The sequence below is a fragment of the Geodermatophilus sp. Leaf369 genome, assembly GCF_001424455.1.
Lineage (GTDB): Bacteria > Actinomycetota > Actinomycetes > Mycobacteriales > Geodermatophilaceae > Klenkia.
In genome coordinates, this window is record NZ_LMQA01000005.1 from 79,101 (window position 1) to 97,070 (window position 17,970).

General features: G+C 74.1%; 19 protein-coding genes. 12 read left to right on the plus strand and 7 right to left on the minus strand.

Annotated elements, in window-relative coordinates:
• Positions 1–54: 54 nt before the first annotated feature.
• The 4 genes from ASG36_RS19420 (at position 55) to ASG36_RS19435 (ending at position 2,914) form a co-directional block, all read left to right on the plus strand.
• Positions 55–519: an Lrp/AsnC family transcriptional regulator gene (locus tag ASG36_RS19420; RefSeq protein WP_055768123.1), complete on the plus strand. Its 465-nt coding sequence runs from the start codon at positions 55–57 to the stop codon at positions 517–519.
• A gap of 44 nt (positions 520–563) precedes the next feature.
• Positions 564–860: a hypothetical protein gene (locus ASG36_RS19425; protein ID WP_055768126.1), complete on the plus strand. Its 297-nt coding sequence runs from the start codon at positions 564–566 to the stop codon at positions 858–860.
• Positions 861–923: 63 nt separating this feature from the next.
• Positions 924–2,006: an Rv2578c family radical SAM protein gene (locus ASG36_RS19430; RefSeq protein ID WP_055768128.1), complete on the plus strand. Its 1,083-nt coding sequence runs from the start codon at positions 924–926 to the stop codon at positions 2,004–2,006.
• A gap of 62 nt (positions 2,007–2,068) precedes the next feature.
• Entirely contained in the window at positions 2,069–2,914 is an 846-nt protein-coding gene (locus tag ASG36_RS19435) for a 1-acyl-sn-glycerol-3-phosphate acyltransferase (protein ID WP_055768131.1), read from the plus strand.
• Here the strand turns inward: ASG36_RS19435 and ASG36_RS19440 are convergent.
• The gene (locus ASG36_RS19440; RefSeq protein ID WP_055768134.1) at positions 2,871–3,413 is read right to left on the minus strand and encodes a GNAT family N-acetyltransferase; all 543 of its coding nucleotides are present in this window, start codon (positions 3,411–3,413) and stop codon (positions 2,871–2,873) included. The genes ASG36_RS19435 and ASG36_RS19440 overlap by 44 nt on opposite strands.
• Before the next feature lie 120 nt (positions 3,414–3,533).
• Complete coding sequence (locus ASG36_RS19445) at positions 3,534–4,940, minus strand: KamA family radical SAM protein (protein ID WP_055768137.1); 1,407 nt, start codon at positions 4,938–4,940, stop codon at positions 3,534–3,536.
• Between the two features lie 129 nt (positions 4,941–5,069).
• On the opposite strand from ASG36_RS19445, the gene ASG36_RS19450 reads away from it, so the two are divergent.
• The 8 genes from ASG36_RS19450 (at position 5,070) to ASG36_RS19485 (ending at position 13,567) form a co-directional block, all read left to right on the plus strand.
• Positions 5,070–6,089 (plus strand): L-erythro-3,5-diaminohexanoate dehydrogenase, encoded by a 1,020-nt coding sequence (locus ASG36_RS19450; protein WP_200944585.1) that lies wholly within the window; start codon positions 5,070–5,072, stop codon positions 6,087–6,089.
• Positions 6,089–7,603 carry an amidohydrolase gene (locus ASG36_RS19455; RefSeq protein WP_055768141.1) on the plus strand — a complete coding sequence of 505 codons (1,515 nt, stop codon included), beginning with the start codon at positions 6,089–6,091 and terminating at the stop codon, positions 7,601–7,603. Before ASG36_RS19450 ends, ASG36_RS19455 begins: the two co-directional genes overlap by 1 nt.
• A complete protein-coding gene (locus ASG36_RS19460; protein WP_055768144.1) occupies positions 7,600–9,171 on the plus strand; it encodes a lysine 5,6-aminomutase subunit alpha in 1,572 nt (523 codons plus the stop codon). Before ASG36_RS19455 ends, ASG36_RS19460 begins: the two co-directional genes overlap by 4 nt.
• Positions 9,168–9,908, plus strand: coding sequence for an OAM dimerization domain-containing protein (locus ASG36_RS19465; RefSeq protein ID WP_235495304.1), 741 nt, complete (start codon positions 9,168–9,170; stop codon positions 9,906–9,908). Before ASG36_RS19460 ends, ASG36_RS19465 begins: the two co-directional genes overlap by 4 nt.
• Positions 9,905–10,297, plus strand: coding sequence for a hotdog domain-containing protein (locus ASG36_RS19470; protein WP_082523333.1), 393 nt, complete (start codon positions 9,905–9,907; stop codon positions 10,295–10,297). The genes ASG36_RS19465 and ASG36_RS19470 overlap by 4 nt, the downstream gene beginning before the upstream one ends.
• 356 nt (positions 10,298–10,653) lie before the next feature.
• Positions 10,654–12,267: an apolipoprotein N-acyltransferase gene (gene lnt / locus ASG36_RS19475; RefSeq protein ID WP_235495306.1), complete on the plus strand. Its 1,614-nt coding sequence runs from the start codon at positions 10,654–10,656 to the stop codon at positions 12,265–12,267.
• Positions 12,264–13,049 carry a polyprenol monophosphomannose synthase gene (locus ASG36_RS19480; RefSeq protein WP_055768153.1) on the plus strand — a complete coding sequence of 262 codons (786 nt, stop codon included), beginning with the start codon at positions 12,264–12,266 and terminating at the stop codon, positions 13,047–13,049. Before lnt ends, ASG36_RS19480 begins: the two co-directional genes overlap by 4 nt.
• 29 nt (positions 13,050–13,078) lie before the next feature.
• Positions 13,079–13,567, plus strand: coding sequence for an FxsA family protein (locus tag ASG36_RS19485; RefSeq protein WP_055768156.1), 489 nt, complete (start codon positions 13,079–13,081; stop codon positions 13,565–13,567).
• Between the two features lie 56 nt (positions 13,568–13,623).
• Here ASG36_RS19485 and ASG36_RS19490 read toward each other — a convergent pair whose 3' ends face one another.
• The 5 genes from ASG36_RS19490 to ASG36_RS19510 all read right to left on the minus strand — a co-directional run bounded on the left by ASG36_RS19490 (position 13,624) and on the right by ASG36_RS19510 (position 17,944).
• Positions 13,624–13,968, minus strand: a complete 345-nt coding sequence (locus ASG36_RS19490) for an RNA polymerase-binding protein RbpA (RefSeq protein WP_055768159.1) — start codon at positions 13,966–13,968, stop codon at positions 13,624–13,626.
• Between the two features lie 157 nt (positions 13,969–14,125).
• Complete coding sequence (locus tag ASG36_RS19495) at positions 14,126–14,872, minus strand: thymidine kinase (protein WP_082523335.1); 747 nt, start codon at positions 14,870–14,872, stop codon at positions 14,126–14,128.
• On the minus strand, positions 14,869–16,215 hold the full coding sequence (locus ASG36_RS19500) for an MFS transporter (protein WP_055768162.1): 1,347 nt from the start codon (positions 16,213–16,215) through the stop codon (positions 14,869–14,871). The genes ASG36_RS19495 and ASG36_RS19500 overlap by 4 nt, the downstream gene beginning before the upstream one ends.
• Complete coding sequence (locus ASG36_RS19505) at positions 16,212–17,171, minus strand: 1-acyl-sn-glycerol-3-phosphate acyltransferase (protein WP_055768693.1); 960 nt, start codon at positions 17,169–17,171, stop codon at positions 16,212–16,214. Before ASG36_RS19505 ends, ASG36_RS19500 begins: the two co-directional genes overlap by 4 nt.
• Positions 17,168–17,944, minus strand: a complete 777-nt coding sequence (locus tag ASG36_RS19510; protein WP_082523336.1) for a glycerophosphodiester phosphodiesterase — start codon at positions 17,942–17,944, stop codon at positions 17,168–17,170. Before ASG36_RS19510 ends, ASG36_RS19505 begins: the two co-directional genes overlap by 4 nt.
• Between the last annotated feature and the right edge of the window lie 26 nt (positions 17,945–17,970).

Genomic DNA, 17,970 nt, shown 5'->3' on the forward strand with positions numbered 1-17,970 from the left:
AACGGCCTCACAACGACCGGCGGAACTGTCCGACGTGCTGGTTAGTCTCTGCCGATGACCGCCCTGGACCCCAAGGTCGCCGCGCCCGACGTGGACCGGGCCCTGCTGGCTGCTCTGGCCCGGGACGGTCGGGCCAGCTACACCGAGCTGGCCGAGAAGGTCGGGCTGTCGGTGTCGGCGGTGCACCAGCGGGTCCGCCGGCTCGAGCAGCGCGGGCTGATCACCGGCTACGCGGCCAAGGTCGACGCCAAGGCCGTCGGGCTGCCGCTGGTCGCCTTCGTGTCCATCACCCCGATCGACGTGGCCCAGCCCGACGACGCCCCGGCCCGGTTGGCCCACCTGGGCGCCATCGAGGCCTGCCACTCCGTGGCCGGCCCGGACAGCTACCTGCTCAAGGTGCGGGTGGCCTCCCCGGACGCCCTGGAGGGCCTGCTCGCCGAGATCCGGTCCGCGGCGAACGTCACCACCCGGACGACGGTGGTGCTCACCACCTTCTACGAGGACCGGCCGCCGCTCTGATCCTCGACGTCCCGGCCTTCTACGCCGACTGGTCCGCCGGTGACGTGCCGGCGCTGTCGGCGCGGCTGCGGGCGGGGGTGGACTGGCCCGAACCCTGGTCGGGCGGGCGGCTGCGGGGCCGGCGGGCCGTCGAGGCGCACCTACGGGACCAGGCCCGCGTGGTGCGGCTGCAGGTGACACCCGTGGTGGTGCGCCGGGCAGGCGGCCTCGTCGAGGTGACGGTGCACCAGGTCGTGCGCGACGCCGACGGCGACCTGCTGTCCGACACCACGGTGCAGCACACCCTGACCGTCGTCGACGGGCTCGTCACGAGGCTGGACGTCGGGGAACCGCCGGCCTGACCGTTCGTCCACAGGTCGGCCCGGCACGTCGACATCGGCCCGAACGTGTGTTCGACTGGGGTCATGCGATGGGACGCCCAACGGCTCGATCTCGTGGAGCCCGAGACGCTCCCCGGGCTGCCCACCGTGGCCGGCCTGCTGCGCAGCCTCCAGGTGCCCGAGTTCCCCGGCCTCACCCTGCACGAGGTGCGCTCCAAGTCCGCGCTGAACGCCGTGCCCAAGGGCTCGGCCATGCCGTTCGCGTACACGATCAACACGTTCCGGGGCTGCTCCCACGCGTGCGTGTACTGCTTCGCCCGCGGCACCCACGAGTGGCTGGAGCTGGACACCGGCGCGGACTTCGACCAGGAGATCGTGGTCAAGACCAACATCGCCGAGGTGCTGCGGCGCGAGCTGGGCCGGGCGTCGTGGAAGCGCGAGCACGTGGCGCTGGGCACCAACACCGACCCCTACCAGCGCGCCGAGGGCCGTTACCGGCTGATGCCGCCGGTGATCGAGGCCCTGGCGCGGTCAGGGACGCCGTTCTCGATCCTCACCAAGGGCACGCTGGCCCAGCGGGACCTGCCGCTGCTGGCTGCTGCCAGCAGGGACGTGCCGATCGGGATGGGCGTCTCGCTGGCCATCTGGGACGACGACCTGCACCGCTCACTGGAACCCGGTGTGCCGACCCCGAAGGCGCGCCTGGAGCTGGTCCGCCGCATCCGGGACGCCGGGCTGCCCTGCGGGGTCTTCCTCGCCCCGGTCCTGCCGGGGCTCACCGACCAGCGCGACCACCTGGAGAAGGCCATCGCGGCCGTCGCCGAGGCCGGTGCCACCGGGATCACGGTGGTGCCGCTGCACCTGCGACCCGGGGCGCGGGAGTGGTTCACCACCTGGCTGTCCCGGGAGCACCCCCGCCTGGTCAGCCGGTACAGGTCGTTGTACGGGCGGGGCGCCTACGTGCCCGCGGACTACCGGCAGTGGCTCTCGGCCCGGGTCGGCCCGATGCTCGCCGCGCACGGGCTGGACAGCCACACCGGGGGAGTGGCCCGCGGGGTCGGCGGGCTGCCCGGGGACGACGCGGCCAGCTTCCCGGCCGGGTCGCTGCCCGACCGGCCGGTGACGGTCGCCGAGGTGGAGGAGCCCGAGCAGCTGTCACTGTGCTGAGCCGCCCGGAACGGGTCCGTGCCGGTCCTGGTCGGTGGCCCGGACCCGGTTAGGGTCCGCGCATGTACACGGCCAGCTGGCGTGACGTCGTCCGCCGCGACCTCTTCGGCGACCGGCCCGACCCCCGCGACAAGCCGTACCGGTTCGTCATCCGGGCTGCGCTGGTGGTGTTCCGGCTCTTCGGCTTCCGCTTCGACGTCCGCGGTCAGGAGCACGTGCCCGCCACGGGCGGCGCGGTCATCGCCAGCAACCACGTCAGCTACTTCGACTTCACCTACCTCGGTCTGGGTGCGCTGCCCCAGCACCGGCTGGTGCGGTTCATGGCCAAGGCCTCGGTGTTCCACAACCGGTTCTCCGGGCCCTTCATGCGGGCCATGCAGCACATCCCGGTCGACCGGCGGGCCGGGGCCGCGGCCTTCGACGAGGCGGTGCGGGCGTTGCAGGCGGGGAAGGTGGTCGGGGTGTTCCCCGAGGCCACCATCTCCAGCTCGTTCACCGTCAAGGAGCTCAAGGCCGGAGCCGCCCGGATGGCCGTCCAGGCCGGTGTGCCGATCATCCCGGCCGCGGTGTGGGGCGGGCACCGGATCGCCACCAAGGCCCGCCGGCCCGTCTTCCGCCGAGGCATCCCGGTCACCGTGCTGCTCGGTGAGCCGATCGTGCCGGCCGAGGGGGAGAAGACCCAGGCCGTGCTGCGGCGCACCAAGGCCGCGATGGAGGAGCTGCTCGCCGAGGCCCAGCGCAGCTACCCCGACGTCCCCGCCGGCGACACCGACCGCTGGTGGCTGCCCGCGCACCTCGGCGGCACCGCACCGACGCCGGAGGAGGCCCACGAGCTGGACGTCCACGACGTCAACGGCACCGCGGTCAAGCCCCCACGGACGCCCCTACGCCAGCGCTTCCGCCGCTAGGGGCCAGCCCGAACGCCTCGCACTCCACCCCGTACCACCGCGTCGTCCGGCCCAGCGGGGTCATCCCCAGCCGCCGGCACACCGCCAGCGACGGCTCGTTCCCCGGCCGCACCACGGCGAACACCTCGGGCAGCCCGTCCTCGAACGCGCGCCGGACGACGGCCGCGGCCGCCTCGGTGGCGTACCCGCGACCCCAGCTGTCCGGGTGGAAGTGCCAGCCCACCTCGAACTCGCCGTCCCCGGCCGGCAACGGCTTGAGCAGCACCGTGCCGGCCACCGGTGAGCCGTCCAGCGGCTGCACCGCCCAGCACCCCGCCCGTGGATCGGCCGCGTGCACCGCCGCCCACCGCTCGAGCATCGCCTGCACCCCACCGGCCGGCGGCCCGGACAACCACCGGGTCACCTCGGCGCGCCCGTACAGGTCGGCGAGCCGCGCGAGGTCGTCCTCGGACGAGGTCCACGCCCGCACGAGGAGCCGCCCGGTCCTCACCAGCTCCACGGCACACACCTCCCGATGATCATGGGGTGGATGTCAGAGACTCGCCGACGGGCGGCGTGTCACCTGGCAACGACCCCATGATCACCGGCGGGAGGGGGGAGGGGAAAGAGGAGAGGGGGGTCAGGACAGCTGGGCGAGGGAGGCCTCGCGGGAGGCCACCGCGGCCGCGTCGGCGGCCACCGGGTCGACCGCGCGGTCGGCCCACCACTGCCGGCCGGACGCCGGGAGCGAGGGGATCGGGTCGTAGTAGGTGTAGCGGCGGTCCAGCGCGGCCTCGTCGGTGCGTTCGATGCCGGTGCGGTAGTTCTTGGTCCAGTAGCTGATCCCGCGCTCGCGGTCGTACTCGGCGACCTGGTGCACCCAGCGCTTCCCGACGTAGGGCACGTCGCAGACGATCCGCGGGGTGGCGAAGCCGGGCAGGTAGCCCATCAGGTCGTGCTGCAGGGTCTGCGCCACCGACAGCGGCACCCGCCAGTGCTCGGCCGAGGGGATCATGTCGCACATGTAGAAGTAGTAGGGCGTGACACCGGCACCGTCCAGGAGCGCGAAGCACAGGTCCAGCAGCTGGCCGGCGGTGTCGTTGACCCCGTGCAGCAGGACGCCCTGGTTGCGCACGTCGCGCACGCCGGCGGCCAGCATCGCCTGGGCGGCCTCGGCCACCAGCGGGGTGACCGACTGGGCGGCGTTGACATGAGTGTGGACGGCGAGGGACACCCCGCGGGCCCGGGCCGTGCCGGCCAGTCGGGTCATCCCCGCGACGACGTCGTCCTGCAGCCAGTGCTGCGGCATCCCCATCAGCGCCTTGGTGGCCAGCCGGATGTCGCGGACGGAGTCGATCTCCAGCAGGCCGGAGACGAACGCCTCGAGGTTCTTGAACGGCAGGTTGGCGACGTCACCGCCGGAGACCACGACGTCCCGGACGCCGGGGGTGGCCCGCAGGTAGGCCAGCATCTCGGCCTGCCGGTCGACCGGCTTGAGGTCGAACTTCAGCTTGGTGACCGCCGGGGTGGAGTTGCCGACGAGGTCCATCCGGGTGCAGTGCCCGCAGTACTGGGGGCAGGTGGGGAGCAGCTCGGCGAGCACCTTGGTGGGGTAGCGGTGGGTGAGGCCCTCGACGGCCCACATCTCGTGCTCGTGCAGGGAGTCCCGGGCGGCGTAGGGGTGGCTGGCGGCGGCCCCAGGCAGCCGGTCCGACGCCACCGGGAGCATGTAGCGGCGCACCGGGTCGGCCAGCATCGCCGCGGTGGTCGGGACCGCTGTCGGGACCATCGTGTTGAGCATCTGCGGGGGCAGCAGCAGCGACATCGTGGCGCGGCCGGCCTGGTCGGCCTCGACGTCGGCGTAGAAGGACTCGTCGAGCAGGTCGCCGTAGACCCCGCGCAGCTGGCGCAGGTTCTTCACGCAGTTGACCCGCTGCCACTGGGCGCTGCGCCACTGCTCCGCCGTCACGTCGGCGAACCCGGGCAGCCGACGCCAGTCGGGCTCGACGAGCTCCCGGGCGGTGTACTCGTAGGGCTGCTCCAGCACGACGTCCTCCTGCGGGTGCGACCGGCACTTCCGGTGGCGACCCCGACACCCTACGGGAGATCGTTCGGTGAAACGTGAGTTTCGCGATAGGTTCTCCGTGTTGAACGCGATCGACGACAGGAGTTCCAGGTGACGACGGCGGCAGAGCGGGCACTGGGCGTGCACCGGGTGCTCGAGCCGGTGGGCGTGCTGCCCCAGGCCGCGCACCGGCTGGACCCCGACGCCCCGACCGGCCGCGACGAGGTGCGCATCGACGTCGAGCGGCTGAACCTCGACGCGGCGTCCTTCCGGCAGCTCAACGAGGCCCACGCAGGGGACGGCGACGCGGTGCGGTCCGCCGTGCTGGAGATCGTGGGCCGGCGCGGCAAGATGCAGAACCCCGTCACCGGCTCCGGCGGGATGCTCATCGGTCGGGTCGCCGAGGTGGGCGACGACTCCCCGCTGGGCCTGGCCGTCGGCGACCGGGTGGCCACCCTGGTGTCGCTGACGCTGACCCCGCTGCGGATCACCGACGGCCTCGAGCGCTGGGACGGGCTCGGCGAGCAGGTGCCGACCACCGGCACCGCGGTGCTCTTCGCCCGCTCGATCGCCGCCGTGCTCCCCGAGGACCTGCCGGAGAACGTGGCGCTGGCGGTGCTCGACGTGTGCGGCGCCCCGGCGGCGACCGAGCGCGTGGTCCGGCGCGGGTCGTCGGTCGCGGTGATCGGTGCCGCCGGGAAGTCCGGCTGCCTGTCGCTGGCCGCGGCCCGGGACGCCCATGCCCACCGGCTGGTCGGCGTCGTCCGCACCGAGCAGGAGGCCACCGCGCTGCGGGCGGCCGGGCTGGCCGACGAGGTCGTCGTCGCCGACGCCACCGACCCGCTGGCCGTCGCCGCGGCGGTCGGCGACCCGGTCGACGTGACCGTGGTCTGCGTGGACGTGGCCGGGGCCGAACACGGCGCGGTCCTCGCGACGGCCGACGGCGGCACCGTGGTCTTCTTCTCCATGGCCACCTCCTTCCCGGGGGCGGCCCTGGGCGCCGAGGGGATGGCAGCGGACGTGACCATGCTGATCGGGAACGGCTACACGCCGGGGCACGCCGCCCTGGCCCTGGACCTGTACCGCCGGACCCCCGGCGTGCGGGCCCTGATCGACCCGCGCGTCCACTGATGTCGCTCCTGATCGGCGACGTCACCGTCGGGGACGCCCGCGGCCGGGCCCTGCACGTCGTCGACGGCGCGATCGCCTGGGTCGGGCCGTCCGCCGAGGCCCCGACGGCGGACCGGACCCTGGACGGCGGCGGCGCCCTGCTCACCCCGGCGTTCGTCGACGCCCACGTGCACGCCACCGCCACCGGCCTGGCCCTGACCGGGCTGGACCTGCACGGGGCGGACAGCCTGCGGTCGGCGCTGGCGGCGGTCGCCGCGCACGTGGCCCGGCACCGCAGCGGCATCGTGCTGGGGACCGGCTGGGAGGAGAACGACTGGCCCGAGGGCCGCGCACTCACCCGGCACGACCTGGACGCCGTGGTGGGGGACCGGCCGGCCTACCTCGCCCGGGTCGACGTGCACTCCGCGACCGTCTCCACCGCGCTGCTCGACCGGATCCCGGGCATCACCGCGCTGCCCGGGTACTCCGCCGACGGCCAGCTGCGCCTGGACGCCCACCACGCCGCCCGGCAGGCCGCCTACGGCGCCGTGGACCCGGGCCAGCGCACCACCGCCCAGCGCGCCACCCTCGACCTCGCCGCCGACCTGGGCATCGGCTGCGTGCACGAGATGGCCGGCCCCGAGGTGTCCAGCGCCGAGGACCTCGCCGGGCTGCTGCAGCTGTCCCGCCGGGCCCCGGGCCCGCTGGTGCTCGGCTGGTGGGGGGAGCTGTCCGAGCGCGGCGGGCTGGACGTCGTCCGAGAGCTGGACCTGGCTGGCGCCGGGGGCGACCTGTTCTGCGACGGCGCGTTCGGCTCGCACACCGCGGCGCTGTCCACCCCGTACACCGACCGGCCCGACACCTCGGGGGTGCTGCGCTTCGAGACCGCCCAGCTGGTCGAGCACGTGCGCGCCTGCACCGCCGCCGGAGTGCAGGCCGGGTTCCACTGCATCGGGGACGCCGCGGTGGACCAGGTGCTCGCCGCCGTCGCCGCGGTGGGGGAGCAGCTGGGCCGCGACGCCGTCCGGGCGTGCCGGCACCGGCTCGAGCACGTCGAGATGGTGTCGGTCGACGCCATCGAGGAGATGCGCCGCTGGGGGATGGTCGCCAGCGTCCAGCCGGCCTTCGACGCCGCCTGGGGCGGGGACGGCGGCATGTACGCCGAGCGCCTGGGCGTGGAGCGGGCGCTGGCCTGCAACCCCCTGGCCGACCTGTCCGACGGCGGGGTGGCGATCGCGCTGGGCTCCGACGCCCCGGTCACCCCGCTGGACCCCTGGGGCGGGGTGCACGCCGCCGTCGACCACCGCACCCCCGGCGCCGGACTGCGCCCCTTCGACGCCTACGACGCGGCGACCCACGGCGGCTGGCACGCCGCCCGCGCCGAGCACCGCGACGGCCCCCTGGCCGTCGGAGCTCCGGCGCACCTGGCGCTGTGGGCCACCGACCTGACCCTGTCCGGGGTGCTCGCCGAGCGCGCCCGGCCCACCTGCCGTGGCCTGCTCGTCGGTGGCCACGCCGTCCGAGGAGAGCCGTGAGCGCCCGTCTGACCCTGGACCCGGGCCTGGTCACCCGGGCCCGCGAGCTGGCCGAGCAGGCCGCCCAACCGGTGATCGACCTGGCCGGGAAGCACACCACCGTCTCCGTCGAGCGCGCCGTGCTGCGGTTGGCCGGCCTCGAGGGCACCGATCCGGTGACCGGGGAGGGCGAGATCCCCTGGGTGAACCGGGTGGTGGACGTCGTCCGCGAGCAGGTGGGGCTGGAGCACGGCGTGGCGCTGCCGGTCTGGCACGCGATCGCCTCGGGTGCGGCCGCGACCGTGCAGGACGTCGCCGAGCAGGTCGGCGCGGGCACCGCCCGCTTCGAGGTGCCCACCGGCGGGGACGAGGAGCGGGCCCGCGAGGCCGCGCTCGCCGCCGTCGGTGCCGGTCTCTCCCGGGTGGACGACGCCCGCCGCCGGCGGGAGGAGCTGGTGGCCACCCACGGCGACCCGCCCCGCCGTCCCTGGATCTACCTGATCGTGGCCACCGGCGACATCTACGAGGACATCCCGCAGGCCCAGGCGGCCGCACGCGCCGGGGCCGACGTCATCGCCGTCATCCGCTCCACCGGGCAGTCGCTGCTGGACTACGTGCCCGAGGGCGCCACCCGCACCGGGTACGCCGGCACGTACGCCACCCAGGAGAACTTCCGGCTCATGCGGGCCGCCCTGGACGAGGTGAGCGCGGAGCTCGGCCGCTACGTCCGGCTCACGAACTACGCCTCGGGGCTCTGCATGCCCGAGATCGCCGCGCTGGCCGGGCTCGAGCGGCTGGACATGATGTTGAACGACGCGATGTACGGCATCCTCTTCCGCGACATCAACCCGATCCGCACCTTCGTCGACCAGCGGTTCAGCCGGATGGTGCACGCCCGCGCCGGGATCATCATCAACACCGGCGAGGACAACTACCTCACCACCGCCGACGCCGTCGACGAGGCGCACACCGTGACGGTCAGCCAGCTGCTCAACGAGCGGTTCGCCCGCGAGGCCGGCCTCGAGGACTGGCAGCTGGGCCTGGGCCACGCCTTCGAGATCAACCCGACGGTGCCGGAGTCCTTCCGGCTCGAGCTGGCGCACGCGATGCTGGCCCGCTCGCTGTTCCCCGACGCCCCGCTCAAGTGGATGCCGCCCACCAAGCACATGACCGGCGACGTGTTCGGCGGCTACCTGCTCGACGGGTTCTTCAACCTGGCCGGGATGCTCACCGACCAGTCGATCCTGCTGGTCGGGATGATGACCGAGGCCGTCGTCACCCCGTGGCTCTCCGACCGGGACCTGGCGCTGCGCAACGTCCGCTACGTGCTGGACGCCGCGGGGGGACTGGGGGAGGACTTCGCCCCGCCGCCGGGCGGGTTCATCGACACCCGCGCGCACACCGTCCTCGGCGAGGCCGTCGAGCTGCTGGAGCGGATCACCGCCGACGGCCTGCTGCCCTCCATCGCCGCGGGCACGTTCGGCATCACCAGGCGTCCGGCCGACCGCGGCAAGGGCCTGGACGGCGTGGTCGTGAAGGCGCCGGGCCACCTCGACCCCGCCACCGAGCTCATGGAGGCAGCGCTGTGAGCAGCATCGTCCGGCCCTACGGCGACACCACCGGCGACGGGATGATCCAGACGTCGTTCACCCTCCCGGTGCCGCCGGGGCCCAGGGCCGAGGGCGCGGCGCTGCAGCTGGCCACCAAGATGGGCATCAGCCCCGCGATGGTGGTGCACAGCCACGGCATCGGCACCGGCTACACGTTCTTCGTCGTCTACGGCTCGGTGTCCCACCTGGTCGACCTGGACGCCGTCGAGGTCGAGGAGCGGGCCTACCCGCTGCTCAGCCCCAGCGAGGTCAACGGGGTGATCAAGACCCGGCTGCACCGCAAGCTCGTGGTCATGGGCGCCTGCATCGGCACCGACGCCCACACCGTGGGCATCGACGCGATCCTCAACCTCAAGGGCTTCGCGGGGGAGAAGGGCCTGGAGTACTACCGGGAGATGGACGTCGCCAACCTCGGCGCCCAGGTGACCGTGCCCGAGCTGGTCGGCCAGGCCCGCGCCGCCCGTGCCGACGCCGTGCTGGTCAGCCAGGTCGTCACCCAGAAGGACGCGCACCTGCGCAACACCCGCGAGCTGGCCGGCGCCTTCCGCGAGGCGATGGGGGAGGACCGGCCGCTGCTCGTCGTGGGCGGGCCGCGCTTCGACCCGGCCATGGCCCGCGAGCTCGGCGTGGACAAGGTCTTCGGCCGCGGCACCACCCCCGGCGAGGTGGCCTCCTACCTCGTCTCCGCCCTGATCCCGTCGGGAGAGGCAGCATGAGTGCAACCGTCGGGTTGACCGTCACCCACCGCCGCTACGTGCCGTACGCCCACGCGCACTACGGCGGCTCGCTGGTGGACGGCGCCTACACGCTGGGCCTGTTCGGCGACGTCGCCACCGAGGTCGCGATCGTCGGGGACGGCGACGAGGGCCTGCTGGCCGGGTACTCCGAGGTCCGCTTCCTCGCCCCGGTGCAGGCCGGGGACGTGCTGGAGGCCTCGTGCGAGGTCGTCCGGGTCGGCCGACGCAGCCGCGAACTGCGGTGCTGGGCCGACGTCGTGGCCCGGGCCGACCCGTCCCGCGGCGCGTCGGCGGCCACCGTGCTGGACCCGCCACTGCGGGTGGTGGAGGCGACCGCTGCCCTCGTCGTCCCCGCGACCGGTGCGTGACCTCCGGTACAGCCGATGTAACGGTTCGGTCACGGCGTGCCGCTGCTGTACCGATGGCCTGTCCGGGGCCCGCTCCGTTCCCTAGGGTCTGACCCCGCAGCACGAACGGCCCCGAGGCGTCTCGGGACCACCCGGGCGGCACCCCGCGCCACCAGACAACGGCGGGTACGGACGCAGCCGGCGTCCGCCCCGGCGGCCCGAAGGTGCGGGGTGCCGCCACCGGGTGCCGGACGCCCCGCCGGACGGGTGGGATGCTGGGTCCGGCCGCAACCGCGGCCCGGACCCGGCCCACCGGCCTGTGGTCCACGTCCCCGCCGGCGGCGGGGTGGACACGAACGGGGGCGGGTGCCGGAGTGGTGGCGACCGGCACGGTCCAGGCGGCACGCCCGCCCGAGGACGAGCAGCGGACCAGCCGTCGCGGGATCGGCCTGCTCGGCCGCACCCTGCTGGCGGCCCTCGGTGGTGGCGCGCTGTTCCTCGCCTTCCCGGGCTGGGACCTGACCGGGCTGGCCGTCCTGGGACCGATGGCGCTGTCCCTGGCCGTCCGGGGCGTCCGGGTGCGCACCGGGCTGTGGCTCGGCCTGGTCACCGGCCTGGTCTTCTTCGTCCCGCTGCTGTCCTGGACCGGCATCTACGTCGGCTCGTTCCCCCGGCTGGCGCTGGCGACCACGGAGTCCCTGTACGTCGCGGTCCTGGGTGGGGCGCTGGCGCTCACCTCACGCGCGCGGGGCTGGCCGTTCTGGGCCGCGGCGCTGTGGGTCGGTCAGGAGGCCGTCCGCGGCCGCTGGCCCTTCGGTGGCTTCCCCTGGGGACGCCTGGGCTTCAGCCAGGCCGACGGTCCGTTCACCGGGCTCGCCGCCTGGGGCGGGGTGCCGCTGGTGTCCTTCGCGGTGGCGTTGACCGGCACGCTGCTGGCGGCCGCCGTCCTCGCGCTGGTGCGCCGCGGCCGGCGGAGGAGCGGGCGGAAGGTCGCGGTCCTCGCCGTCGTGGGCGCGGTCGCCGTGCCGTCGCTCGGGCTGCTCTCGTCGCTGCCGCTGGCCGGGTCCTCGCTCACCGAGGGCGGGCCGACGCAGACCGTCGCCGTGGTGCAGGGCAACGTGCCCCGCGCCGGCCTGGACTTCAACGCCCAGCGCCGCGCGGTCCTGGACAACCACGTGCAGCAGACCCTGGACCTCGCCGCCGCGGTGGCTGCCGGTGACCAGGCCCAGCCCGACCTCGTGGTGTGGCCGGAAAACAGCTCCGACATCGACCCCTACCTCAACGCCGACGCCGCGGCCGCGATCGACCGGGCCGCCCGGGCGATCGACGCCCCGATCCTGGTCGGGGCGGTGGTCAGCGGGCCGGGGGAGTTCATCTCCAACACCGCCATCGTCTGGGACCCCGAGACCGGGCCGGGCCAGACCTACGTCAAGCGGCACCCGGTGCCCTTCGCCGAGTACATCCCGTACCGGTCCTTCTTCCGCTTCTTCAGCTCCCAGGTCGACCTGGTGCGCAACGACTTCGCCGCCGGCGACGAGGTGGGCACGCTGCAGATCGCCGGCTCCACCGTCGGGGACGTCATCTGCTTCGAGGTCGCCTACGACGGCCTCGTGCACGACGTCGTGGACGGCGGCGCCACGATGCTGGTGGTGCAGACCAACAACGCGACCTTCGGGTTCTCCGACGAGAGCCCCCAGCAGCTCGCGATGGGCCGGCTGCGCGCAGTGGAGACCGGCCGTTCGGTGGTGATGGCCTCCACCAGCGGGATCAGCGCGGTCATCGCCCCCGACGGCACCCTGGTCCGCAGCTCGGAGCTGTTCACCCCCGACGTCTTCGTCGAGGACATCGCCCAGCGGGACGGCCAGACCCTGGCCTCGCGGCTGGACGCCGGACCGGAGTGGGTGCTCACCGCCCTCGGGGTCGGCTCGGTCCTGGTGCTGGCCGGCTCCGGGGTCATCCGCCGCCGGGCCGCACGGCGAACGCAGGCGTGAGCCCCGCGCGAGACGGCGTCCTGGTCGTCGTCCCCACCTACAACGAGGTCGAGAGCCTGGCGCCCGTGCTGGCGCGGCTGCACGCCGCCGTGCCGGCCGCGCACGCCCTGGTCGTCGACGACGGGTCACCCGACGGCACCGGCGCACTCGCCGACGCGCTGGCTGCCGCCGACGAGCGGGTGCACGTGCTGCACCGCACCGAGAAGGCCGGGTTGGGCCCGGCCTACGTGGCCGGCTTCGCCTGGGCGCGCGAGCACGGGTGGCCGGTCGTGGTGGAGATGGACGCCGACGGGTCACACCCGCCCGAGCAGCTCCCCGACCTGCTGACCGCCCTCGCCGACGCCGACCTCGTGCTGGGTTCGCGCTACCTCCCCGGGGGCCGCGTCGTGGACTGGCCGTGGTTCCGGCTGGCGATCTCCCGGGTGGGCAACGTCTACACCCGGCGCGCCCTGCGGCTGCCGCTGACCGACGCCACCGGGGGCTTCCGGGCGGTCCGGGCCGAGCTGCTGGACCGGCTGCCCTTCGACGAGGTGGCCTCGCAGGGCTACTGCTTCCAGGTCGACTGGGCCTGGCGGGCGGTCCGCAGCGGGGCCCGGGTGGTCGAGGTGCCGATCGTCTTCACCGAACGTGCCGCCGGCAGGAGCAAGATGAGCTCCTCGATCGTTGGAGAGGCACTGGCACGGGTGACCTGGTGGGGTCTGCTCGACCGGGTGGCCGACCGGCTGCCCGGCAGGGTCCCCCGACCCGTGCCGGCACGGTCGCAGGTCGCCGGAGGTCGCTGACCTCCCCGGCGACCGGAGAGAGGGAGAAGATGTCGAGCCGACTGCGCACCATCCTGGGCCTGGGTGCCCTGGCCGAGGTGCTGGTGTTCATCGCCGTGGCGGCCTGGATCGGCGTGGGCTGGACGGTCCTGGCGACCATCGCCACCAGCGTGCTGGGCTGGGTGCTGCTGGCCAAGCAGGGCACCAAGACGCTCACCGAGCTGCGGCTGCGGGCCCAGGAGCACCGCGCCCCGGGCACCGTGCTGGGCGACGCCGGGCTGATCGCCGCGGGCGGGCTGTTCATGATCCTGCCCGGCTTCATCGGTGACCTGCTGGGGCTGCTGTGCCTGCTGCCCGGTACCCGGCGACTGCCCCGGGCGCTGATCACCTCGCTGGTGCTGCGTCGGCTGCCCGACCGGGCCCGCGGGCCGGTGCACGTGCGCAGCGAGCGGACGGCCGAGGTGGACCCCACCGTGCGCACGACCAGCACCCGGGGCCCGGCGGTCATCGAGGGGACCGTGGTCGACGACCCCCGCTGACGGACGCAGAACGGCCCCCCGGAGCAGTGCTCCGGGGGGCCGTTCGGTGTCGGTGCTCAGCTGACCTTGGTGCGCCGGCTCTTCAGCACGTCGAGGCGCTCGGCCAGGACCTCCTCGAGGTCGTCGACCGAGCGACGCTCCAGGAGCATGTCCCAGTGCGTGCGCGGGGGCTTGACCTTCTTGGGGGCCGGCTCGGCGCCACCGACCAGCTTGGCCGAAGCACCGTCGTACTTGCACTCCCAGGTGTCCGGGAGCTCCGCGTCGTCGGCGAAGGGCACCGTGACCACGTGGCCCTGCGTGCACCGGTACTCGGCGTACTGCCGCTCGATCGGCGCTGTGTTGCGCTCGGTCTCGTAGCTGACGCTGCCCAGTCGGCTGCCGCGGAGGGATCGCTCACCCATGGTCCACCGTCCTCTCCTGCTCGTGTCGGTCCGTGCACGGTCGCCCACCGGGGCCGGGGCACGCGTCCACGGCACGGAGTCGTGGAGGTGTCACCCGGGGGGACCGATGGGATCAACGACGGAAGTCGGACGGAGATTCCGTCTCGTCAGTCGCCCATCATCGCACGGACACCTCGCCGTCGGCCAGGGGAGACCCGGACAGGGTGAGCTGACCCGGTCCGGTGGGGGTCGGGCCGAGCTGCCCGTTGACGTGGTGCCGCCGGCAGAGCACCTGGTAGCGGACCTCGTCGGGGGCCTTCTGCGGGGCCGAGGCCACGGTGTCGGCGACGACCACCGTCTCGCCCTCGCGCACCATGGCGCCGTCGACGACCCGGGCGTTGAGCAGGCCGGGGAGCCCGCACCAGCACAGCACCTCGACCTGGATGCGCTGCACGTCGTCGGCGAGCTCGAACAGCCGGCGGGTGCCGGTGAACAGCTCGGCCCGGAAGTCGGTCGTCAGTCCGAAGGCGTAGACGTCGACGTGCGACTCGTCGACCAGCTCGGCCAGCTGCTCCACCTGGGCGCCGGTGAGGAACTGGGCCTCGTCGACGATCACGTAGTCCACCCGGTGCCCGTCGGCCCAGCGGTCGCGCACCAGCAGCCGGACGTCGGTGTCGCCGTCCACCTCGACGGCGTCCCGGCTGAGCCCCACCCGGCTGCTGATCCGGGGCGCGGCCGACCGGTCGCCCTGGGTGAGCCGCAGCCCGTGCCGGCCCTGCCGGCTCTGGTTGTGGTCCACCTGCAGCGCCAGGGTGGACTTCCCGCAGTCCATCGGACCGTGGAAGAACGTCAGGTGCGCCGGGGCGGCGTGCCGCCGGCGGTCACCGGACGCCGGGACGACGAACGGCGGGAGCGGCGGGTTCACAGCCGCTCCGGCGGGGTGTTGCCGGCCGCGATCACCGCGCGACGCATCGGGAGCCGGGCGAGGGCGAGGAAGCCCAGGACGAAGAAGACCACCAGGCTGATGATCGCGTACCGGTAGGAGCCGGTGAGCTGGTAGGTCAGTCCGAACGCCAGCGGGCCCAGCCAGGAGGTGCCCCGGTCGCTGATCTCGTAGAAGCCGTAGTACTCGGCCTCCTTGCCCGGCGGGATCAGGTGGCTGAACAGCGAACGGGACAGCGCCTGGGTGCCGCCCTGCACCAGGCCGATGACCGCTGCCAGAGCGTAGAACTGCGCGACCGCGCCCTCCTGCAGGGAGAAGGCGGCGACCAGCACCGCCGTCCAGGCCACCAGGCACCCGAGCACCGTCCGCTTCGCCCCGTACCGGGCCGCCACCCGCCCCAGGCCCAGGGCGCCGGCCACGGCCACCACCTGGACCATCAGGATCGCGCCGGTGAGCACCGACTGCTCCAGGCCCAGCTCCTCGGTGGCGTAGGTCGCCGACAGCGAGATGACGGTCTGCACCCCGTCGTTGAACAGCAGGTAGGCACCCAGGAACCACAGCGTGAGCGGGAAGGCCCGCATCTCCTTCATGGTCCGGCCCAGCTGCCGGAACCCGCCCCCGGGACGTCGGTGCGAGGCGGGCACCGGGCGGTCGCGCAGCCGGGAGACGGTGAACAGCGTGAACGCGCCCCACCAGAGCCCGGCGCTGGCCAGGCAGATCCGGACGGCCTCGCCCGTGGTGAGCCCCAGCGAGGGCGCCCCCAGCACGAGCCCCAGGTGCACGGCCAGCAGCAGCGCGCCCCCGACGTAGCCGAACGCCCACCCCCTGCTCGACACCGCGTCGCGCTCGTCGGGCCCGGCCAGGTCGGGCAGCCAGGAGTAGTAGACGACGGTGGCCGCGCCGAAGCTGATGTTGGCCACCACGAACAACAGCGCGCCCAGCAGGTAGCGGCCGTCGGCGACGAAGAACAGCCCGGTGGTCGACACCGCACCCAGGGCGGCGAACCCGGCCAGCAGCTGGCGCTTCTTCCCGGTCCGGTCGGCCACCGCCCCGGTCAGCGGCAGCACCAGCACCTGCAGGACGACGGAGAACGACAGCACGTAGGAGAACCAGCTGCCCGGGGGGATGGACAACCCGAGGAACCCCAGCCGCCCGTCGGGGCCGGCGGCGTCCTCGGCCACCGAGGTCAGGTAGGGGCCGAGGAAGACCGTGGTGACGGAGGTGTTGAAGACCGACATCGCCCAGTCGTAGGAGTACCAACCGAAGCGTTCGCGGCGCAGCTCGGCGTCCGGGGCCGGGGTGTCCACCGTGCGGGAGTCGGTCACCGGCGCAGGGTGTCAGCCGCCGAGCGCTCAGGTCCAGCGGCGGGCTCCGACGCGCCCGGGACGTCGTCGGGGACCACCCCGCCGGGGAACGCCGCGGTGGCCCGGACCGGACGGGTGGGGTCGTGGAAGAGGATCCGGTCGGCCGGCTCGTGTGCCCGCAGCGGGGCCAGGCCACGGGTGATCGCGGCGTTGATCCGGGTACGGGCCTTGTTCGCGTCCCCGACCCTGCTGAGCTCGAGGTCGTCGAGGGGGACCGGGGGGCCGACGTGGACCTTCAGTGCAGGTTGACGCCACAGCGCCGACGCCGCCGTCCGCAGCTTGGTCCGGTCGTTGCCGTAGGCGAGCACCTCGTGCGCGCCCCACTGGCTGATCGGGAGCACCGGCACGCGGGTGCTCAGGGCGAGGCGGGCCAGCCCGGTGCGGCCCTTCTCCGGCCAGCCGTCGGGGGTGAGCCCCACCCGGCCCTCGGGGAACAGGGCCACGTGTCCACCCCGGGCCAGCGCCTCCTCCACCACCTTCAGCGCCCGGGCGGCGACGTCGGTGCCGCGATCGACCCGGATGCCCCCGGAGCGCTCCAGCACCGGGCCCACCAGGGGAGCGGTGATGATGCCCTTGGCCGCCATGAACCGCGGGGTGATGCCCAGCGAGTGCAGGCTGGCGCCCATCACGAAGCTGTCGTAGTCCCCGATGTGGTTGGCGGCCAGGATCAGCGGGCCGTCCAGCAGCTCCCGGGACACCGACCCGGTGATCTGCAACCGGCCGAACAGCGGCACGGCGGGGGACACCGTGTGCAGCAGGAACCGCCAGAACCACCAGGGCGGGGTGGCGGCCACCGCGAGCTCCCGGGCGAACCAGGCGGGGTCGTCCTCACCCACCTGGTCGGCCAGGTCCGCAGGCACCGCGGGCCAGCGGGGCTCCCAGGCGAGCAGCCGCTGCTTCCACGACGGGCGGCTCACCGGCCGGTCCACTGGCCGCGGGCGTCGAGGACCTCGCGCAGCATCGCCGGGCGGTCGGTCATCACGCCGTCCACCCCCATGTCGAGCATCCGGTCCGCCTCCTGGGCGTCGTCGACGGTCCACACGTGCACCTGCAGGCTCCGTTCGTGGGCTGCGGCGATGAAGCGCTCGTCGACCAGCGGCCGGCCGCCGAGGTGCAGCGGCACCTGGGCGCAGCCCGCCTGGATGCGCACCAGCCCGGCGGCGCGCGGGGAGTACGACGACAGCCTCAGGGCCGCCACGCCCTTGGGCCCCAGCGACGTGCACAGCTCCGGACCCAGCAGCCGCCGGGCGGCCGCGATCCGGGCATCGGAGAATGAGGCCAGGCAGATGCGGTGCAGCGTGCCGGTGCGCCGCACCAGCTTCGCGAGGGGCGCGAGCACCCCGGCGGCCTTGACGTCGAGGTTGAACCGGACGTCGGGCCAGGCGGTCAGCAGGTCTTCCAGTGCGACGACGGGCTCGCGGCCGCCGATCAGCGCCGTCCGCACCTCCCGCCAGGGCCGGGCGTCGACCCGGCCGGTCTGGTCGGTCACCCGGTCCAGGGTCGGGTCGTGGAAGGCGACCAGGACGCCGTCGGCGGTGACCCGCACGTCGGTCTCCAGGTAGCGGTAGCCCAGCGCGACGCACGCCTCGAAGGCCGGCAGGGTGTTCTCGACGTGCTCGATGGCGCCACCGCGGTGCGCCATGGCCAGCGGGGTCTCGCTGTCGAGGAAGGGGAAGCGCGAGCCGGGCACGCGAACACGCTAGGGCGGGTGTCCGG

Excerpts from the sequence above, each read along its gene's own strand:
- ASG36_RS19430 (WP_055768128.1), top strand. The coding sequence starts at position 924 with ATGCGATGGGACGCCCAACGGCTCGATCTCGTGGAGCCCGAGACGCTC.
- ASG36_RS19490 (WP_055768159.1), bottom strand. The coding sequence starts at position 13,968 with ATGGGTGAGCGATCCCTCCGCGGCAGCCGACTGGGCAGCGTCAGCTAC.
- ASG36_RS19485 (WP_055768156.1), top strand. The coding sequence starts at position 13,079 with ATGTCGAGCCGACTGCGCACCATCCTGGGCCTGGGTGCCCTGGCCGAG.
- ASG36_RS19470 (WP_082523333.1), top strand. The coding sequence starts at position 9,905 with ATGAGTGCAACCGTCGGGTTGACCGTCACCCACCGCCGCTACGTGCCG.
- ASG36_RS19420 (WP_055768123.1), top strand. The coding sequence starts at position 55 with ATGACCGCCCTGGACCCCAAGGTCGCCGCGCCCGACGTGGACCGGGCC.
- ASG36_RS19435 (WP_055768131.1), top strand. The coding sequence starts at position 2,069 with ATGTACACGGCCAGCTGGCGTGACGTCGTCCGCCGCGACCTCTTCGGC.
- ASG36_RS19455 (WP_055768141.1), top strand. The coding sequence starts at position 6,089 with ATGTCGCTCCTGATCGGCGACGTCACCGTCGGGGACGCCCGCGGCCGG.